Source organism: Streptomyces spongiicola (assembly GCF_003122365.1).
Lineage (GTDB): Bacteria > Actinomycetota > Actinomycetes > Streptomycetales > Streptomycetaceae > Streptomyces > Streptomyces spongiicola.
The window spans coordinates 5449558-5467151 of the sequence record NZ_CP029254.1 but is presented as its reverse complement, the minus strand read 5'-3'; the positions used below and the strand labels follow the sequence as shown (position 1 = coordinate 5467151).

At 73.3% G+C, this 17594-nt stretch carries 15 protein-coding genes and 1 pseudogene; 3 read left to right on the top strand and 13 right to left on the bottom strand.

The window, feature by feature from the left end; genetic code table 11:
- Nucleotides 1-14: 14 nt before the first annotated feature.
- The 7 genes and pseudogenes from truB to rimP form a co-directional block, all read right to left on the bottom strand.
- Nucleotides 15-944 (bottom strand): tRNA pseudouridine(55) synthase TruB, encoded by a 930-nt coding sequence (truB, locus tag DDQ41_RS23995; protein WP_109296330.1) that lies wholly within the window; start codon nucleotides 942-944, stop codon nucleotides 15-17.
- Complete coding sequence (gene rbfA / locus DDQ41_RS23990) at nucleotides 941-1483, bottom strand: 30S ribosome-binding factor RbfA (RefSeq protein ID WP_262508552.1); 543 nt, start codon at nucleotides 1481-1483, stop codon at nucleotides 941-943. The genes truB and rbfA overlap by 4 nt, the downstream gene beginning before the upstream one ends.
- Nucleotides 1484-1539: 56 nt before the next feature.
- Nucleotides 1540-1833, bottom strand: a complete 294-nt coding sequence (locus DDQ41_RS23985) for a DUF503 domain-containing protein (RefSeq protein WP_109296329.1) — start codon at nucleotides 1831-1833, stop codon at nucleotides 1540-1542.
- 157 nt (nucleotides 1834-1990) lie between these two features.
- Nucleotides 1991-5037, bottom strand: a pseudogene (gene infB / locus DDQ41_RS23980) (translation initiation factor IF-2).
- A 158-nt stretch (nucleotides 5038-5195) separates the two neighbouring features.
- Complete coding sequence (locus tag DDQ41_RS23975) at nucleotides 5196-5486, bottom strand: YlxR family protein (protein WP_109297913.1); 291 nt, start codon at nucleotides 5484-5486, stop codon at nucleotides 5196-5198.
- A 181-nt stretch (nucleotides 5487-5667) separates the two neighbouring features.
- Nucleotides 5668-6675, bottom strand: a complete 1008-nt coding sequence (gene nusA, locus DDQ41_RS23970; RefSeq protein ID WP_109296328.1) for a transcription termination factor NusA — start codon at nucleotides 6673-6675, stop codon at nucleotides 5668-5670.
- A 2-nt stretch (nucleotides 6676-6677) separates the two neighbouring features.
- Nucleotides 6678-7202: a ribosome maturation factor RimP gene (rimP, locus tag DDQ41_RS23965; RefSeq protein WP_109296327.1), complete on the bottom strand. Its 525-nt coding sequence runs from the start codon at nucleotides 7200-7202 to the stop codon at nucleotides 6678-6680.
- A 669-nt stretch (nucleotides 7203-7871) separates the two neighbouring features.
- Here rimP and DDQ41_RS33095 point away from each other — a divergent pair.
- Genes DDQ41_RS33095 through DDQ41_RS23950 form a run of 3 tightly spaced genes read left to right on the top strand, consistent with a single transcriptional unit; the run spans nucleotide 7872 to nucleotide 9339 of the window.
- On the top strand, nucleotides 7872-8021 hold the full coding sequence (locus tag DDQ41_RS33095; RefSeq protein WP_394342159.1) for a hypothetical protein: 150 nt from the start codon (nucleotides 7872-7874) through the stop codon (nucleotides 8019-8021).
- On the top strand, nucleotides 8021-8449 hold the full coding sequence (locus DDQ41_RS23955; RefSeq protein ID WP_109296326.1) for a DUF4439 domain-containing protein: 429 nt from the start codon (nucleotides 8021-8023) through the stop codon (nucleotides 8447-8449). The genes DDQ41_RS33095 and DDQ41_RS23955 overlap by 1 nt, the downstream gene beginning before the upstream one ends.
- Nucleotides 8450-8466: 17 nt before the next feature.
- Entirely contained in the window at nucleotides 8467-9339 is an 873-nt protein-coding gene (locus tag DDQ41_RS23950) for an aminoglycoside phosphotransferase family protein (RefSeq protein ID WP_109296325.1), read from the top strand.
- A 407-nt stretch (nucleotides 9340-9746) separates the two neighbouring features.
- Here the strand turns inward: DDQ41_RS23950 and DDQ41_RS23945 are convergent, their stop codons facing one another.
- The 6 genes from DDQ41_RS23945 to dxr all read right to left on the bottom strand — a co-directional run bounded on the left by DDQ41_RS23945 (nucleotide 9747) and on the right by dxr (nucleotide 17528).
- Complete coding sequence (locus DDQ41_RS23945) at nucleotides 9747-11441, bottom strand: proline--tRNA ligase (protein WP_109296324.1); 1695 nt, start codon at nucleotides 11439-11441, stop codon at nucleotides 9747-9749.
- Between the two features lie 182 nt (nucleotides 11442-11623).
- On the bottom strand, nucleotides 11624-12166 hold the full coding sequence (locus tag DDQ41_RS23940) for a GNAT family N-acetyltransferase (protein WP_109296323.1): 543 nt from the start codon (nucleotides 12164-12166) through the stop codon (nucleotides 11624-11626).
- 28 nt (nucleotides 12167-12194) lie between these two features.
- A complete protein-coding gene (locus DDQ41_RS23935; protein ID WP_109297912.1) occupies nucleotides 12195-13040 on the bottom strand; it encodes a GNAT family N-acetyltransferase in 846 nt (281 codons plus the stop codon).
- 180 nt (nucleotides 13041-13220) lie between these two features.
- The gene (gene ispG / locus DDQ41_RS23930) at nucleotides 13221-14375 is read right to left on the bottom strand and encodes a flavodoxin-dependent (E)-4-hydroxy-3-methylbut-2-enyl-diphosphate synthase (protein WP_109296322.1); all 1155 of its coding nucleotides are present in this window, start codon (nucleotides 14373-14375) and stop codon (nucleotides 13221-13223) included.
- Between the two features lie 592 nt (nucleotides 14376-14967).
- Entirely contained in the window at nucleotides 14968-16269 is a 1302-nt protein-coding gene (locus DDQ41_RS23925) for a M50 family metallopeptidase (protein ID WP_109296321.1), read from the bottom strand.
- Nucleotides 16266-17528 carry a 1-deoxy-D-xylulose-5-phosphate reductoisomerase gene (gene dxr, locus DDQ41_RS23920; RefSeq protein ID WP_109296320.1) on the bottom strand — a complete coding sequence of 421 codons (1263 nt, stop codon included), beginning with the start codon at nucleotides 17526-17528 and terminating at the stop codon, nucleotides 16266-16268. Before dxr ends, DDQ41_RS23925 begins: the two co-directional genes overlap by 4 nt.
- Nucleotides 17529-17594 lie beyond the last annotated feature (66 nt).

Genomic DNA, 17594 nt, shown 5'->3' with positions numbered 1-17594 from the left:
TGCGCCCGTGGGCGTCAGCCGAAGACGGCGAGGCTCTTCGCCTTGCCCCGGTGCTCCTCGACCAGTGCCAGGAACCGCCCCTCGGGCCCGAAGACGGCCACCGGGCCCCGTCCGCCGTACTCCGGCATGTCCAGGCGTACGCCGTTGAGCAGCAGCCGGGCGCGCCTTTCGTCGACGTCCCAGCGGGGGAACGCCGCCGCCGCGGCCTCGCCGATCGGCATGACCGTCAGCTCCTCCTGGAGCTGGTCGACGGTCCTGGCCGCCCCGAGGCGGTACGGCCCGACGCGGGTGCGGCGCAGTGCGGTCAGATGCCCGCCGACGCCGAGTCCGGCGCCGAGGTCGCGGGCGAGGGCGCGGACGTAGGTGCCGGAGGAGCAGACCACCGAGACCACGAGGTCGGTGACGGGGGTGCCGTCCTCGGCGAGGCCCTCGCGGACGTCGTGGACGGTGAACCGCGAGACGGTCACCGGACGGGCGGGGATGTCGAACTCCTCGCCGCCGCGGACCCGTGCGTAGGACCGCCGCCCGTCGATCTTGATGGCGCTGACCTTCGACGGCACCTGCATGATGTCGCCGGTCAGTGCGGCGACCCCGGCGTCGATCGCTTCCCGGGGGATGCCGGAGGCGTCGGCGGACGAGGTGACCTCGCCCTCCGCGTCGTCGGTGACCGTGGTCTGGCCCAGCCGGACCGTGCCGAGGTACTCCTTCTCGGTGAGCGCCAGATGGCCGAGGAGCTTGGTGGCCCGCTGGACGCCCAGGACGAGCACTCCGGTCGCCATCGGGTCCAGCGTGCCCGCGTGACCGACGCGGCGGGTCCGCGCGATGCCCCGCATCTTGGCGACGACGTCGTGCGAGGTGAAGCCGGCCGGCTTGTCGACGATGACCAGGCCGTCCGGGGTGCCGCCCCCGCCGGCGGCCGGGGCGGCGTTGCTGTGCTGGCTCATGCGGAGGCCGTGCCCTCGTCCCTGCCCTCGTCTCGACCCCGGCCCCCGCCCTCGCCCGTGCCTTCGCCTTCGCCCCTGCCTTCGTCCCTGCCTTCGTCCGGGCCCGCCTCGTCGTCCCCGTCCTCCGGCCTGCGGTAGGGGTCGGCCCCGCCCGCGTACGTCTTGCCCGTGGACGCCTGGCGGACCTCGGCGTCCCTGGCCCGCGCCTTGTCGAGCAGGTCGTCGATGGTCCGGGCGTTGTCCGGGAGGGCGTCCGGGACGAACGTCAGGGTCGGCGTGAAGCGGACCCCCGTCTGACGGCCCACCTCGGACCGCAGGACGCCCTTGGCGGACTCCAGCGCCGCGGCGGACGCCGCGCGCTCCTCGTCGTCCCCGTACACCGTGTAGAAGACCGTGGCCTCCCGCAGGTCGCCGGTGACCCGGGCGTCCGTGATCGTGACGAAGCCCAGCCGCGGATCCTTGATTCGCCGGTCCAGGGTCTCCGCGACCACGACCTGGATGCGATCGGCCAGCTTGCGGGCCCGCGCGTTGTCGGCCACCGGTCCTTCTCCTCTTTCGTGCGGTGGTCCGGGGGCAGCCCCCGGACGGTGCAGTCTCAATCATCGTCTCCGTGCAGCCGCCGTCGCACCGACAGCAGCTCCACTTCGGGCCGGGCGGCGACAAGGCGCTCGCACCGGTCCAGCACGTCTGTGAGGTGTCCCGGATCCCCGGACACCGCCGCGAGGCCGATCTCGGCCCTGCGGTGCAGGTTCTGCCCGCCGACCTCGGCCACCGCCACCGCGTACTTGCGCTGGAGTTCGGCCATGATCGGGCGGACGACGGAGCGTTTCTCCTTCAGCGAGTGGACGTCGCCGAGGAGCAGGTCGAAGGACAGCGTCCCCACGAACATGTGTGTCCGGATGTCCCGCCGGTACGGGTTCGGTAGGCGTCCTGCCCGCTCTTGGCAGGTACATCAAGAAACCGTACACGCACGGCCGGGGCCGATCGACGGGATTACCTCCCGCCGACCGGCCCCGAGCACGGTGTGCGTGGTCAGCCGAGCCGCGTCAGCCGCGGGGCTTCTCGCGCATCTCGTACGTCGCGATGACGTCGTCGACCTTGATGTCGTTGAAGTTCCCGAGGTTGATACCGCCCTCGAAGCCTTCGCGGATCTCGGTGACGTCGTCCTTGAAGCGACGCAGACCCTCGATGGTGAGGTTCTCCGCGACGACCTTGCCGTCGCGGATGAGGCGCGCCTTGGTGTTGCGCCGGACCTCGCCGGAGCGGATGAGCACACCCGCGATGTTGCCCAGCTTGGACGAGCGGAAGACCTCGCGGATCTCCGCCGTGCCGAGCTCGACCTCTTCGTACTCCGGCTTGAGCATGCCCTTGAGGGCCGCCTCGATCTCCTCGATCGCCTGGTAGATGACCGAGTAGTAGCGGACGTCCACACCCTCGCGCTCGGCCATCTGCGTGGCACGCCCGGCGGCGCGCACGTTGAAGCCGATCACGATGGCGTCGGAGCCGGTCGCCAGGTCGATGTCCGACTCGGTGACCGCACCGACACCCCGGTGCAGCACCCGGATGTCGACCTCCTCGCCGACGTCCAGCTGGAGCAGCGAGGACTCCAGGGCCTCCACCGAACCGGACGCGTCGCCCTTGATGATGAGGTTGAGCTGCTGGACCTCGCCCGCCTTGAGCACCTTGTCGAGGTCCTCGAGGGACACCCGGCGGGTGCGCTTGGCGAACGCGGCGTTGCGCTCACGGGCGGCACGCTTCTCGGCGATCTGGCGGGCCGTGCGGTCCTCGTCGACGACCAGGAAGTTGTCGCCGGCACCCGGGACGTTGGTGAGACCCAGGACGAGGACGGGAGTCGACGGGGTCGCCTCGTCCACGTTGTTGCCCTTGTCGTCGAGCATCGCCCGGACCCGGCCGTACGCGTCGCCGACGACCATGGTGTCACCGATGCGCAGGGTGCCCCGCTGGACCAGGACGGTCGAGACGGCACCGCGGCCGCGGTCGAGGTGGGACTCGATCGCGATGCCCTGCGCGTCCTGCTCCGGGTTGGCCCGCAGGTCCAGGGCGGCGTCAGCCGTCAGGACCACGGCCTCCAGCAGGTTCTCGATGTTCAGGCCCTGCTTGGCGGAGATGTCGACGAACATGGTGTCGCCGCCGTACTCCTCGGCCACCAGGCCGTACTCGGTCAGCTGACCGCGCACCTTCGTCGGGTCGGCGCCCTCGACGTCGATCTTGTTGACCGCGACCACGATCGGCACGTCGGCCGCCTTGGCGTGGTTCAGCGCCTCGATCGTCTGCGGCATCACACCGTCGTTGGCCGCCACCACGAGGATCGCGATGTCGGTCGACTTGGCGCCGCGGGCACGCATGGCCGTGAACGCCTCGTGACCCGGGGTGTCGATGAAGGTGATGCGGCGCTCTTCGTCGTTGACCTCGGTGGAGACCTGGTACGCACCGATGTGCTGGGTGATACCGCCGGCCTCGCCCGCGACGACGTTCGTCTTGCGGATCGCGTCCAGCAGCCGGGTCTTGCCGTGGTCGACGTGACCCATGACGGTGACCACCGGCGGACGCGCGACCAGGAACTCCTCGCCGCCCTCGTCCTCGCCGAACTCGATGTCGAACGACTCCAGCAGCTCGCGGTCCTCCTCCTCCGGGCTGACGATCTGAACCGTGTAGTTCATCTCGCCTGCCAGGAGCTGCAACGTCTCGTCGGAGACGGACTGCGTGGCGGTGACCATCTCGCCGAGGTTCATCATCACGGCGACGAGCGACGCCGGGTTGGCGTTGATCTTCTCCGCGAAGTCGGTCAGGGAGGCACCGCGCGACAGACGGACGGTCTCGCCGCTGCCGCGGGGCAGCATCACACCGCCGACCGACGGGGCCTGCATGGCCTCGTACTCCTGGCGCCTCTGCCGCTTCGACTTGCGGCCGCGGCGCGCCGGACCGCCGGGGCGGCCGAACGCACCCTGCGTGCCACCGCGGCCGCCGGGGCCGCCGGGACGGCCGCCGAAGCCGGGACGGCCACCGCCGCCACCGCCGAAGCCGCCGCCGCCACCGGGACGCGGGCCGCCGAAGCCGCCACCGCCGCCGCCACCGGGGCGACCGCCGCCACCGCCGCCACCGGGACGGCCGGCGAAGCCGGCCGGAGGCCCTGACCGCGGCCGCCGGGACCGGGGCGCGGGCCGGCGGCGGGACGCTGCGGCATCATGCCCGGGTTCGGACGGTTACCACCGGGGCCGCCGGGGCCGCCGGCTCCCCGCGGAGCCTGCGGACGCGGCATGCCGCCGGGGGTGGGACGGGAGCCACCGGGCGCCTGCGGACGGGGACCGCCCTGGCCGGCGCCCTGCGGACGGGGACCGCCGGGGGCACCCGGACCGCCCGGACGCGGGGCACCGCCCGGACGGGGCGCCTGCGGGCGCGCCATACCGGTCGAGCCACCGGAGGTGAAGGGGTTGTTCCCCGGACGCGGGCCCGCGGGGCGGGCACCGGGACGCGGAGCCTGGCGCTCGCCACCGGAGCGCGGGGCGCCGGGACGGGCACCGCCGCCACCCTGGCCCTGGCCGGGACGTGCGGCCGGACGCGGGCCGGGAGTGGCACCGGGCCGGGGGCCGGCAGCCGGGGCGGCCGGGGGCGCGGTGAACTCCGGGGCGGCCGGAGCGGCCGGAGCCGGCTTCGGGGCCGCCGCGGGCTTGGGGCCCGGGGTCGGCCGCGGGCCGGGGGCCGGTGCCGCGGGGACACTCCTGGGAGCCTCGGACGCCGCCGGCCTGGGGGCCGGTGCGCCGGGCTTGGGGGCGGCGGGACGCGCCGCCTGCGCCGGGGAGGGCGCGGGGGCACCGCCCGCGCGGCCCTCCGCCGCCGGGGCGGGCTTCGCGGGCGCGGGCCTGCGCGGCGCCCCGGGCTTCCCGGCAGAGCGCTTCGCGGGGGCGGCCCCGGAACCCTGCTGGAAAGCGTCGGTCAGTTTGCGTACAACCGGCGCCTCGATCGTCGAGGACGCCGAACGGACGAATTCACCGAGTTCCTGGAGCTTGGCCATGACGACCTTGCTCTCCACACCGAACTCCTTGGCGAGTTCGTATACCCGGACCTTAGCCACTTCGCTCCTTTTAGGTCCGGGTTACCGCCGGACCGTCGCTACTTCATGGGCGTACTCATCGCGTACTCATCGAGTGCTCATCGCAATCTCGACCTACTTCCGACTCGCGAGGTACCTGACCGCACGGGGATCCGTGCGGTGCTGCTTCGTGCTTCTTCCTACGGTGCGGCCTGGGCCGCCGCCGCCTCGACGGCACGGCGTAGGTCCGCGGTGTCGAGCGGCCCCCGGGCCCTGAGGGCCCTCGGGAACGCCCGACGGCGAACCGCCAGGTCGAGACAGACCGAGGCGGGGTGCACATAAGCACCCCGGCCGGGCAGCGTACCGCGATGATCGGGGACGCACACACCCTCGACCGCCACGATGCGCAGTAGATCGCGCTTGGCCGTTCGCTCCCGACACCCCACGCAGGTTCGCTCGGGGCATGCGCGGACAGGCGTCCGACCAGACACGTCCAAGTCTACCTCCCCGTACCGACCCCACCCCTCCGGGGCAAGAATCGAACATCTGATGGCTCAAAACTCTCGGCGATCCCCCGGCTACGGAACGAGTCCGCGCGCCGATCCGTTCCCCGGCGCACCGGACCGGGGAGGGAGCGACCCGCGCTCCGCCCCCGGACGGCCACGGCCCGGATCAGCTCTGCCCGGCGGGCTGCCCGGCAGACTGTTCGGTGTCCGGCCGGATGTCGATCCGCCAGCCGGTGAGCCGGGCGGCGAGCCGGGCGTTCTGCCCCTCCTTGCCGATGGCGAGTGACAGCTGGTAGTCGGGGACCGTCACCCGGGCGGACCTGGCGCCGAGGTCGACGACCTCGACCTTGGAGACCCGGGCCGGGGACAGCGCGTTGGCGACCATCTCCGCCGGGTCGTCCGACCAGTCCACGATGTCGATCTTCTCGCCGTGCAGCTCGGCCATGACGTTGCGCACCCGGCCGCCCATCGGGCCGATGCACGCGCCCTTGGCGTTCAGGCCGCTGCGGGTGGACCGCACGGCGATCTTGGTCCGGTGTCCGGCCTCGCGGGCGATGGCCGCGATCTCGACCGAACCGTCGGCGATCTCCGGTACCTCGAGCGCGAAGAGCTTCTTCACCAGGTTGGGATGCGTCCTCGACAGGGTGACGGAAGGACCGCGCACCCCCTTGGCCACCCGTACGACGTAGGTGCGCAGCCGCAGCCCGTGGGAGTACTCCTCACCCGGCACCTGCTCCTGCACCGGCAGGATGGCCTCCAGCTTGTCGTCCAGCTTGACCAGCACGTTCTTCGGGTCCTTGCCCTGCTGGACCTGACCCGCCACGATGTCGCCCTCGCGGCGGGCGTACTCACCGAAGGTGACGTCGTTCTCGGCGTCGCGCAGCCGCTGCTGGATGACCTGGCGGGCGGTGGAGGCCGCGATCCGGCCGAAGTCGTGCGGGGTGTCGTCGAACTCGCGTGGCTCCTGGCCCTCCTCGAGTTCCGACGGGTCCTCCTTGGCCCACACCGTCACGTGACCGGTCTGGCGGTTCAGCTCGACCCGAGCGTGCCGGCGGCTGCCCTCGGTGCGGTGGTACGCGATGAGGAGGGCCGACTCGATGGCGTCGACCAGCAGGTCGAAGGCAATCTCCTTCTCCTGCGCCAAGCCCCTCAGGAGCTTCACGTCGATGTCCATGGCTACGCCTCCTCTTCTTTCTGAACGCCGTCGGTGTCCTTGCGGTTGAACTCCAGCTCCACGCGCGCCCCGGCGATCTCGCCGAAGGCGAGCCTGCGGGAGGTGGGCCTGCGCCCCTTCACACCCGGCACCTCCAGGTCGAGGCCCTCGTCGTCGACGTCGAGGATCCGGGCGACCAGTTCCCCACCGGGGCCGCCCTCCGGGGCGGTCAGGTGGAACCGGGCGAGCCGGCCCCTGGCGCGCACGTAGTGGCGGTGCTCCTCGAGCGGGCGCTCGGCCCCGGGGGAGGTCACTTCGAGCTGGTACTCGCCCTCGCCCATGGCGTCGCTCTCGTCGAGCCGGTCGGAGATGGCGCGGCTCAGCTCGGCGCAGGCGTCGAGATCGACGCCCTGCTCGGAATCCACGACGACGCGGAGCACACGGCGGCGGCCTGCCCGGGACAGTTCGATCTCTTCCAGATCCAGGTCCGCGGCGCTGACGAGCGGTTCGAGCAGTCCGCGCAGCCTCTCGCTCTGGGTGGTGCTCATCCGGGTGACTCCTCGGCCGCGTGTGCTGTTGTGGGTTTCGTCGTGTGTCCGCACAAAGGGTAACCGGTCGCGGGGGGTGTTGCCGTCCACCCGCCGATGACCCGCAGGTACGCTCGCCTGCGGTGATCACATCAAGGCGGCATCCACCCGATCGGGTGACCGCGCCCCACGGCCCGAGGAGAGACCAGGTGGACCGCACGGGTACGACGGCCAGACGTGCGCTCCTGGCCGCCGGGGCGGCCGCCGCCGCGGCGCTGACCGGGTGTTCGCCGAACGAGTCCGGCCCGCGGCGCGCGACGCTCCGGAGCGAATCGGCGGAGACCGTGCTGCGCGAGCGCGGAGCCGAGCTGAGCGGCGCCCTGCTGCTGCGCTACGACGCGGTGCTGACGGCGCATCCCGCCCTGGCCGCGCGCCTGTCGCCGTTGCGCTCCGAGGTCGTGCGGCATGTCGAGGCGCTCGCACCGACCGGGTCGCGGCTCCCGCCCCGGACCCGGCCCGCCCCCTCGGCGTCCCGGCCGCCGTCCCCGCCAGGTCCTCCCCCGCGCGTGCCCCCCCGCGCCGGTCTCCCCCCTCCCGGTCTCCCCCGGCGCCGGCCGCTCCGGGCCGGCGCGTCCGCGCGTCGTCCCCCGGCGGCCCCCGCTGCCCCGGTGCGCCGACGCCGGGGCGGCCGTGCGCGAACTCGCCGCGGCCGAGCGGAGGACCGCCGACGGGCACGCCGCCGCGCTGAGCGCCGCCCCACCGGAGTACGCCCGGCTGCTGGCGTCGGTCGCCGCCGCCGGCGCGGTCCACGCCTATCTGCTGACGGAAGGGTCCCGCTGATGAGCGACGCGCTGGTCGCGGCGCAGGCCGCCCTGGCGGCGGAGCACGCCGCCGTGTACGGCTACGGCGTGGTCGGGGGCCGGGCCGGCGAGACCCGCCGCCCCGATGCCCTGGCGGCCCTCGCGGCGCACCGGGCCCGCCGGGACACCCTGGAGCGCACGGTCCGCGACCTCGGCGGAAGGCCCGCAGCCGCGCGGGCCGCCTACACTCTGCCGTTCGCGGTACCCGACCCGGCGGCCGCGGCACGGCTCGCCGCGGTACTGGAGGACCGGATCGCGGCCGTCTACTCCGATCTGGTACGGGCCGCGCGAGGCCCGCTGCGGCAGGACGCCGCCGCCGCGCTGCGCGAGGCGGCGGTGCGGGCGGCGCGATGGCGCGGCGCCGGCGTGGCCTTCCCGGGCCTGGTCGAGCGAGCCGCGACTCAGTGAAAGGGAACGACGCGCACATGGGTTTCGAACCGCCCCGGCGGCTGGTGCGGGCACTGGGCGACGACGAGTGGACCGGGCGGCTCCCGGAACTCGTGGAGCAGGCGGCCGCCCGCGGCGGCCTGGAGGTCGAGCGGGTGATGGTGCCCGGCGGCCGGAGCAGCCTGGTCGTCCTTGTGAGGCGGCAGGACGGCACCCCGGCGGCGCTCAAGCTGGTGCCGTCCCTCGCGGCGCCGGAGCTGGAGCGGGCGGCCCTCGCGCACTGGGACGGGTTCGGGGCGGTGCGGCTGCTGGGCGGCTCCGGAGGCGCGCTGCTGCTGGAGCGGCTGCACCCCGAGCAGTCCGTACGCTCGCTCCCGGAGGCCAAGGCGCTGCTGGAGGCCGCGGGCACGGTGCGGCGGCTGTGGGTGGAGCCGCCCCCCGGCCATGCCTTCGAGACCGTGGCCGAGCGCACGGCACGTCAGGTGTCGGCGCTGTCGGACCGCGCGGGTACGGCGCCGCGGGCGCTGCTCGAGGCGGCGCTGACCGCGCGCGGGGAACTGCTCGCGGGCGCCCCCGAGTCGCTGCTGCTGCACGGCAACTTCCGGCAGAGCAAGGTGCTCGCCGGCGACCGCGCTCCATGGCTGGCCGTGGGGCCGGAGCCGCTGGTGGGCGAGCGGGCGTACGACCTGGCGCGACTGGCCCGGGACCGGGTCGAGGACCTGGTCGCCGCCGCCTCGGGCGCCTCCGCGGCCCGCCGCCGGGTGAACCGGCTCGCGGACTCGCTGGACGTCGACCGCGACCGGCTGCGCGGCTGGACGCTGTTCCGCGCGGTGGAGTCGGGTACCCGGGCGATCGCCGCGGGCCGGCACTCCGAGGGCGAGCTGTCGCTGGAGTTCGCCGGCTGGCTGTGAACGGCCGCCCGGGGCACCGGCGGCCGCACACCGGGCGGCTCCCACCCGGCGTGAACGGCGTCCCCCGCGAGGGCAGGACCCGCAGGATCCGTACCTCACCGACACCGCCGGCTCCGCGGCATCCCGGGCAAGAGCAGGACCCGCGCGGGCGGGAGGGCCGAAGGACGCGGGCACGGCGGGTGGCGGGAGGGGGCCGGTGGTCAGCGGGGCCGCGGGAACGGGGCAGCAGGTTGCGTCCCACCGCCCTCGCCGAGCCCCGGGCAGGCCGGTGCGCGACCCACCACTCCACGAGCCGGTGCCTGCACCGCGGTCCACCGGCCCGGAACCCGCGCCGCCTCCCCGGCCTCCCGGCCGGGGAGGCGTACTGCCTTCCCGGCCCCGGGGCCTGACGCGGGCCCGCGCCTCGCTCAGGCGGTGAGGCGCGCGACGGCCTCCTCCGCCGTCAGCTCCTCGCGCTCGCCCGTGCGGCGGTCCTTGAGCTCCAGGACGCCCTCGCCGGACCGGCGGCCCGCCACCAGGATCTTCGGTACACCGATCAGCTCGGCGTCGGTGAACTTCACCCCCGGGGAGACACCGGCCCGGTCGTCCACGAGCACCCGCACACCCGCCGCGCCGAGCTTCTCGGCCACGTCGAGGGCGAACCCGGTCTGGAGCGCCTTGCCCGCGGCGACGACGTGGACGTCCGCCGGGGCGATCTCGGCGGGCCAGCACAGGCCCTGCTCGTCGGCGTGCTGCTCGGCGAGGGCGGCCACCGCGCGGGAGACGCCGATGCCGTACGAGCCCATGGTCACCCGGACCGGCTTGCCGTTCTGGCCCAGGACGTCGAGCTGGAAGGCGTCCGCGTACTTGCGGCCCAGCTGGAAGATGTGGCCGATCTCGATCGCCCGGTCCAGCTTCAGCCCGGCACCGCAGGCGGGGCACGGGTCCCCGTCCTCGACGACGACCACGTCCAGGTACTCGTCGACCTCGAAGTCGCGGCCGGAGACGACGTTCCGGGCGTGCTTGTCCTGCTTGTTGGCACCGGTGATCCAGGCGGTGCCCGGGGCGACGCGCGGATCGGCGAGGTAGCGGACCTTGTCCAGGCCCTGCGGGCCGACGTATCCGCGCACCAGGTCGGGGCGGCCGGCGAAGTCCTCGGCGGTGACCAGTTCGACGGCCGCCGGGGCCAGACGGTCCGTGAGCTTGCCGAGGTCGACCTCTCGGTCACCGGGCACGCCGACGGCGACGATCTCTCCGTCGACCTTCACGAGCAGGTTCTTGAGCGTGGCGGACGCCGGCACCCCCAGGTGGTCGGCGAGCGTCTCGATGGTCGGGGTGTCGGGGGTGTCCAGTTCCTCGACGGGGCCGTGCTCCCCGGTGGCCGGCGCGACCGCGAAGGTGACGGCCTCCGTGTTCGCCGCGTAGTGGCAGGAAGGGCAGTGGACGAAGGTGTCCTCACCGGCGGGGGCCGGGGCCAGGAACTCCTCGGACGCCGAACCGCCCATCGCGCCGGAGACGGCGGAGACGACGCGGTGCTCCAGACCGAGGCGCCGGAAGATCTTGATGTAGGCCTCGCGGTGCAGCCGGTACGACTCCGCCAGCCCCTCGTCGGTGGTGTCGAAGGAGTAGGAGTCCTTCATCTGGAACTCGCGGCCGCGCAGGATGCCCGAGCGGGGACGGGCCTCGTCGCGGTACTTCGTCTGGATCTGGTAGAGGATGACCGGGAGGTCCTTGTACGAGGTGCACTGGTCCTTCACCAGCAGGGTGAAGATCTCCTCGTGCGTCGGCCCGAGCAGGTAGTCCGCGCCCTTGCGGTCCTTCAGGCGGAAGAGCTCGGCGCCGTACTCGTCCCAGCGCCCGGTCGCCTCGTACGGCTCCTTGGGCAGCAGCGCGGGCAGCAGCACCTCCTGGGCGCCGATGGCGTCCATCTCCTCGCGGACGACCCTGGCGACGTTCTCCAGGACCCGCATGCCGAGGGGCAGCCAGCTCCAGATGCCCGCCGCGTTCCGCCGGACGTAGCCGGCGCGCACCAGCAGCTTGTGGCTGAGGGTCTCGGCGTCCGCGGGGTCGTCGCGCAGTGTCTTGGCCATCAGACGGGACATGCGCTGGACCTGGGCTGCCATGGATTGTCTCCTGCGTACACGTGCGTACAAGAAAGGGTGATGCCCAGGAGGTTAGCCGGGTGGCACCGGCGGGCGGAAATCAGTTCCGCCCCGAGCGGCCCCCGTGCCCGCGGCGGGACCGTGTGGACCGTCTGCCTCCGACTGCTCGGGATGGAGCGGCGGCCGTGCCCACGGCAGGGCGCTCAGGCGCCGCGCAGCAGCGGCAGCGGGGCCCCCATCACCGCGTAGGGCTTCGGGGCGCTGGGGAAGAGGACCCGGCGGGCGAGGTCCCGGTAGCCGAGGGCGCGGTACAGCCCGCGGGCCGGGCTCTCCGTGTCGATCGCGGACAGGATGGAGCGGGACTGCGCGGCGCCGTCGGTGATGGTGGTGATCAGCCGCCGGCCGATGCCGCGTCCCTGGTAGGCGGGGTGGACATGGAGTTCGGTGATCACGAAGGAGTCGTCCAGCCAGTCGTCGGCGCCGTTGCCGCGCAGGTAGGGCTCCACGACCGTGGACCACCAGTGGGTGCGGTCGTTCGGCATCCCGTACACGAAGCCCACCAGACGGCCCCCGGGGGTCGTCGCGCCGAGGGCGTGGGCGCCGGGGCAGAGCAGGTGCCGGAGCACGATGTGGCGGCGGATCCCGACCTCCTCCTCGGTCAGGCCGAAGGCGAGGGCCTGCACGGAGAGGGCGTCGTCCACGCGCGCCGCGAGGTTGACCGGCGCCACCTCGATCTCGTGTTCCATGCGGGAACCCTACTTCTCCGCCGACCGCTCAGAACAGCACGCTCATGAACGCACCGACCTCGCGGAACCCCACCCTGCGGTACGCCGCGCGGGCCGCGGTGTTGTAGTCGTTCACGTACAGGCTGACGACCGGTGCGACATCGGCGAGGGCGTAGCGGATCACGGCGGCCATCCCGGTCTCGGACAGTCCCCGCCCGCGGTACTCGGGGGCGACCCAGACGCCCTGAACCTGGCAGGCCAGCGGGGTGGCTGCGCCGATCTCGGCCTTGAAGACGACCTTGCCGTCGTCGACCCGCGCGAAGGAGCGGCCCGTGCCGACGAGTTCGGCGATCCGGGCCTGGTAGAGCAGCCCGCCGTCGCCGGCCATCGGGGAGACGCCGACCTCCTCGGTGAACATCGCCACGCAGGCGGGCATGATCACCTCCATCTCGTCCTTGCCGATGCGCCGCACACACGGATCGGGCTCGATGTCCGGGGGGACGGACTCGGTGACCATGAGCGGCTGGTGGGCGCGGACTTCGCGGGCCGGGCCCCAACCCGGCTCCAGCAGCTTCCACAGCAGGGCGGTGGCCTCCGCCGGGCCGACGACGGACGAGCAGCGGCGCCCGGCCCTGCGGGCGCGGTCGGCGAAGGCCCGGACGGCCTCGGGGGTGGCGCAGATGGGGACCAGGTTGGCGCCGGAGTAGCAGAGCGAGCGCAGCCGGCCGCCCTCGTACCAGCCCCACATCTCGCCGCCGAGGCGCCAGGGGTCGAGTCCGGCGACCTGGACGCGGGCGGTGACGAACGCGTTGGCGACGGGCTCGCTCTCCAGGACCGCGAGGGCGGCCCCGAGGTCGTCGGGGCCGAGGACCCGGCTGGTCGTCTGCGTCAACACGAGAGGGCCCTCCATCACTCCTTGCGGGCAACGACAGGTGCCGCTCGGTCGGCCCGGCCCTGCGCACGTCCCTGGTGGTGTACGGCCTGCCGGTCTGTGCACTTTACCTGCATACCCCGGTCCAAGCCCCTCACGGGAAAGGGCCGGGCCGCCCGCGCGGACCGGCCCTCGGGCGGGTTGTCAGCCGACGGAGACCTCGGGCTCGCCGGAGGCCGCGCCGTCCTTCTCCATCTGCTCGGCGATCTTCAGCGCCTCCTCGATCAGGGTCTCGACGATCTTCGACTCGGGCACCGTCTTGATGACCTCGCCCTTGACGAAGATCTGGCCCTTGCCGTTGCCGGAGGCGACACCGAGGTCGGCCTCGCGGGCCTCGCCCGGGCCGTTGACCACGCAGCCCATGACGGCGACGCGCAGGGGCACCTCCATGCCCTCGAGGCCCGCGGTGACCTGGTCGGCCAGCTTGTAGACGTCGACCTGGGCGCGGCCGCAGGACGGGCAGGAGACGATCTCCAGCCGGCGCTGGCGCAGGTTGAGCGACTCCAGGATCTGGATGCCGACCTTGACCTCCTCGGCCGGGGGAGCGGACAGCGACACCCTGATGGTGTCGCCGATGCCCTCGCTGAGCAGTGCGCCGAAGGCGACGGCGGACTTGATGGTGCCCTGGAAGGCCGGGCCGGCCTCGGTCACGCCGAGGTGGAGCGGGTAGTCGCACCGGGCGGCCAGCTGGCGGTAGGCGTTGACCATGACGACCGGGTCGTTGTGCTTGACCGAGATCTTGATGTCGCGGAAGCCGTGCTCCTCGAAGAGCGAGGCCTCCCACAGCGCCGACTCGACGAGTGCCTCGGGGGTGGCCTTGCCGTACTTCTGGAGCAGCCGGCGGTCGAGCGAGCCCGCGTTCACACCGATCCGGATGGGTGTGCCGGCGTCCCCGGCCGCCTTGGCGATCTCCTTGACCTTGTCGTCGAACTGCTTGATGTTGCCGGGGTTGACGCGGACCGCGGCACAGCCCGCGTCGATGGCCGCGAAGACGTACTTCGGCTGGAAGTGGATGTCCGCGATCACCGGGATCTGCGACTTCCGGGCGATGGTGGGGAGCGCGTCGGCGTCGTCCTGCGTGGGGCACGCGACGCGGACGATCTGGCAGCCCGACGCGGTCAGCTCGGCGATCTGCTGCAGCGTGGCACCGACGTCGGAGGTCCGCGTCGTCGTCATCGACTGCACCGAGACGGGCGCGTCGCCGCCGACGGCGACCGAGCCGACCTGGATCCTGCGGCTGACCCTTCGGTCGGCGAGCTTGGTCGGAACGGACGGCATTCCGAGAGAAATCGCGGTCATCTGCTGTGCAACCCCAAGGTGTGGATCGAGGCCCTGAGAGGGCGGGCTCCAGCCTTCGAGATTACGGCACGGGCCCGGGGCCCGGCACACCGCGGCGGCGAACCACCCGAAGGGACGCGGCCGGACGCCACACGGCGCCCGGGCGCGGTCCGCCCGGTCCCGGCGGGGTCCGGGCGGGGGCCGGACAGGGGCGGACGCGGGCCCGGCGCGGGCCGGGCCGGGGACGGGCTCGGGCCCACGCCGGGGCCCCCACGCGGGCCGGGCCGGTTGCCGGCGAGACCACGCTGAGGCGCAGCGGTTCCGAGCGGGTCCCGGACACGGGCCACGAGCCGGCCGGACGCCCGCGAACCGGTTCCGGCCCCGGCTCGGACCGGGCGGAACGCCGAGGTCCCACGCGCGGGGCGGGCCGGTTCCGGACACAGGCGCGGCGGAGTCCGGCGCGGGCCCGGCGGTTCCGGCGCGGGCGCGGGGAGTCCGGCGCGGGCCCGGCGGTTCCGGCGCGGGCCCGGCGGGGTCCGCGCCGTGTCACCCGGGGCACGCCTCGTTCGGCTCGGCCCGGCCCCCGAAACCGCCGGGGAGCCGCCGGCAGTCCCTACGTGATCTTCACCGGGTTGACGATGTCCGCCACCAGCACGAGCAACGTGAAGCAGATGAAGATCCCCGCGACCACATAGGCCACCGGCATCAGCTTCGCCACGTCGAAAGGACCCGGATCGGGTCGGCGGAAGAGCCGGGCGAGGTTGCGCCGCAGGGACTCCCAGAGCGCTCCCGCGATGTGCCCGCCGTCCAGGGGCAGCAGCGGCAGCATGTTGAACAGGAAGAGCGAGAGGTTGAAGCCGGCCAGCAGCATCAGGAACGTGGCGACGATGTTCTGGGTGGGGGCGTCGAGGTTGAGCACCTCGCCGCTGATCCGGGCCGCCCCGACCACGCCGACCGGGGAGTCGTCCTTGCGCTCTCCGTCGTTGAAGGCCGCCGCCCACAGGTCGGGCACCTTCGCGGGGAGCGAGACGATCGCCTGGACGCCGTTCTCGAACATGTCGCCCATGCGGTCCATGGACTGCCCGAAGGTCTGGGGGACGATCTCCGTCCGCGCCGCGAAGCCGAGGTAGCCGGCCGGCACGAACTCGCCGGGGACGACCTGGCCGTCCGCGTCCTTCTTGGCGACCATGTTCTTCAGCAGGGTGGCCTGGAGGACCTTCTCCTCACCGCCGCGTTCGACGGTGATGGCGGCGGGGCCGATGGTCTCGCGGATGCGGTTGGACAGTTCGCTCCAGTCGCTGACCGGCACCCCGTCGAAGGCGACGATCCGGTCGCCCTTGAGCAGTCCCGCGGCCGCCGCCGGCGATTCGGGGTCCGTGGACGTGCAGGTGCTGCGTTCCTCGCTCTGCGGGATGACGCACTGCTGCACGCCGGCGACCTGGGTGGTCTGGGTGGCGAAGCCGAACGACATCGCGACGCCGAGGAAGATCGCGACGGCGAGCACCAGGTTCATGAAGGGGCCCGCGAACATCACGATGACGCGCTTCCACGGCTTGCGCGTGTAGAAGAGCCGGGTCTCGTCGCCCGGCCTGAGCTCCTCGAAGGCCGCCGTGCGGGCGTCCTCGATCATGCCCCGCCAGGGCGAGGTGGAGCGGGCCTCGATCCGCCCGTCCGGGCCGGGCGGGAACATCCCGATCATACGGATGTAGCCGCCGGCCGGGATCGCCTTGATCCCGTACTCGGTCTCGCCCTTGTGACGCGACCAGATCGTGGGGCCGAATCCGACCATGTACTGGGGCACGCGGATGCCGAAGAGCTTGGCGGTGGAGAGATGTCCGAGCTCGTGCCAGGCAATGGAGAAGAGCAGCCCGACGGCGAAGAGCACTATGCCGAGGACCGTCAACAGAATCGTCATGCGCGAGCCTCCGCTGTCGCCTTCTCCGCCGGTGCGGCCAGTTCCCGGGCGCGGGCGCGCGCCCAGGTCTCCGCCTCCAGGACGTCCTGGACCGTCAGCGAGGTTCCCCCGCGGGGGGTGCCGTGCTCGCCGACGACTGCAGTGACCGTATCCATGATTCCGTTGAACGGCAGCCGTCCCGCGAGGAACGCGTCGACGCATTCCTCGTTCGCGGCGTTGAACACCGCCGGGGCGGTGCCGCCCAGCTCCCCCACGTGCCGGGCCAGGGCCACGGACGGGAAGGCCTCGGCGTCGAGCGGGAAGAACTCCCAGGTGGAGGCGGTCGACCAGTCGAAGGCGGGTGAGGCGTCCGGCACCCGCCCGGGCCAGCCGATGCCGATGGCGATGGGACCGCGCATGTCCGGCGGGGTGGCCTGGGCGAGCGTGGAGCCGTCGGTGAACTCCACCATCGAGTGAACGTAGGACTGGGGGTGGACCACGACCTCGATGCGGTCGAACGGGATGTCGTAGAGGAGGTGCGCCTCGATGACCTCCAGGCCCTTGTTGACCAGGGTGGCGCTGTTGACCGTGATCACCGGCCCCATCGCCCAGGTGGGGTGGGCGAGGGCGTCCTCGGGGGTGACCCGGGACAGCTCGGCCCGGGAGCGGCCGCGGAACGGGCCGCCGGACGCGGTGACGACGAGTCTGCGCACATCGGCGCGTGTGCCGGCGGCCAGGGCCTGGAACAGCGCCGCGTGCTCGGAGTCGACGGGGATGATCTGGCCGGGCTTCGCGAGTTCCCTGACCAGCGGACCGCCGACGATCAGCGACTCCTTGTTGGCCAGCGCGAGGGTGCGGCCGGCCCGGAGCGCGGCGAGGGTGGGAGCGAGGCCGATGGATCCGGTGATGCCGTTGAGTACGGTGTGGCACTCGGAGGCGGCGAGCAGGGTCGCCGCGTCGGGCCCGGCCAGGATCTCGGGGAGCGGCTCGCCCGTTCCGTACCGCGCGTCCAGGGCTTCCCGGAGCGCGGGGAGGGCGTCCTCGCGGGCGACGGCGACCGAGCGGACCCGCAGCCGGTGGGCCTGCTCGGCGAGCAGGGCGGCCCGCCCTCCGGAGGCGGCGAGCGCGGTGACGCGGAAGCGGTCGGGATTGCGCAGGACCAGGTCGATGGCCTGCGTGCCGATGGACCCGGTGGAGCCGAGGACGACGATGTCCCGGCGGCCTTCGGACGGGTCGAAGGCGATGTGCGGATCGGCGAGGGGGGCTGGGCTGTCGCTCATGCCCCCATTGTGGCCGCAGTCCCCGCCGGTCCCGACAGCGCGTCCCCGCGGACCGCGGGTGCGGGG

Excerpts from the sequence above, each read along its gene's own strand:
- truB (WP_109296330.1), bottom strand. The coding sequence starts at position 944 with ATGAGCCAGCACAGCAACGCCGCCCCGGCCGCCGGCGGGGGCGGCACC.
- nusA (WP_109296328.1), bottom strand. The coding sequence starts at position 6,675 with ATGGACATCGACGTGAAGCTCCTGAGGGGCTTGGCGCAGGAGAAGGAG.
- DDQ41_RS23955 (WP_109296326.1), top strand. The coding sequence starts at position 8,021 with ATGAGCGACGCGCTGGTCGCGGCGCAGGCCGCCCTGGCGGCGGAGCAC.
- dxr (WP_109296320.1), bottom strand. The coding sequence starts at position 17,528 with ATGAGCGACAGCCCAGCCCCCCTCGCCGATCCGCACATCGCCTTCGAC.
- DDQ41_RS23925 (WP_109296321.1), bottom strand. The coding sequence starts at position 16,269 with ATGACGATTCTGTTGACGGTCCTCGGCATAGTGCTCTTCGCCGTCGGG.
- DDQ41_RS23950 (WP_109296325.1), top strand. The coding sequence starts at position 8,467 with ATGGGTTTCGAACCGCCCCGGCGGCTGGTGCGGGCACTGGGCGACGAC.
- DDQ41_RS23985 (WP_109296329.1), bottom strand. The coding sequence starts at position 1,833 with ATGTTCGTGGGGACGCTGTCCTTCGACCTGCTCCTCGGCGACGTCCAC.
- DDQ41_RS23945 (WP_109296324.1), bottom strand. The coding sequence starts at position 11,441 with ATGGCAGCCCAGGTCCAGCGCATGTCCCGTCTGATGGCCAAGACACTG.
- DDQ41_RS23940 (WP_109296323.1), bottom strand. The coding sequence starts at position 12,166 with ATGGAACACGAGATCGAGGTGGCGCCGGTCAACCTCGCGGCGCGCGTG.
- rimP (WP_109296327.1), bottom strand. The coding sequence starts at position 7,202 with ATGAGCACCACCCAGAGCGAGAGGCTGCGCGGACTGCTCGAACCGCTC.
- ispG (WP_109296322.1), bottom strand. The coding sequence starts at position 14,375 with ATGACCGCGATTTCTCTCGGAATGCCGTCCGTTCCGACCAAGCTCGCC.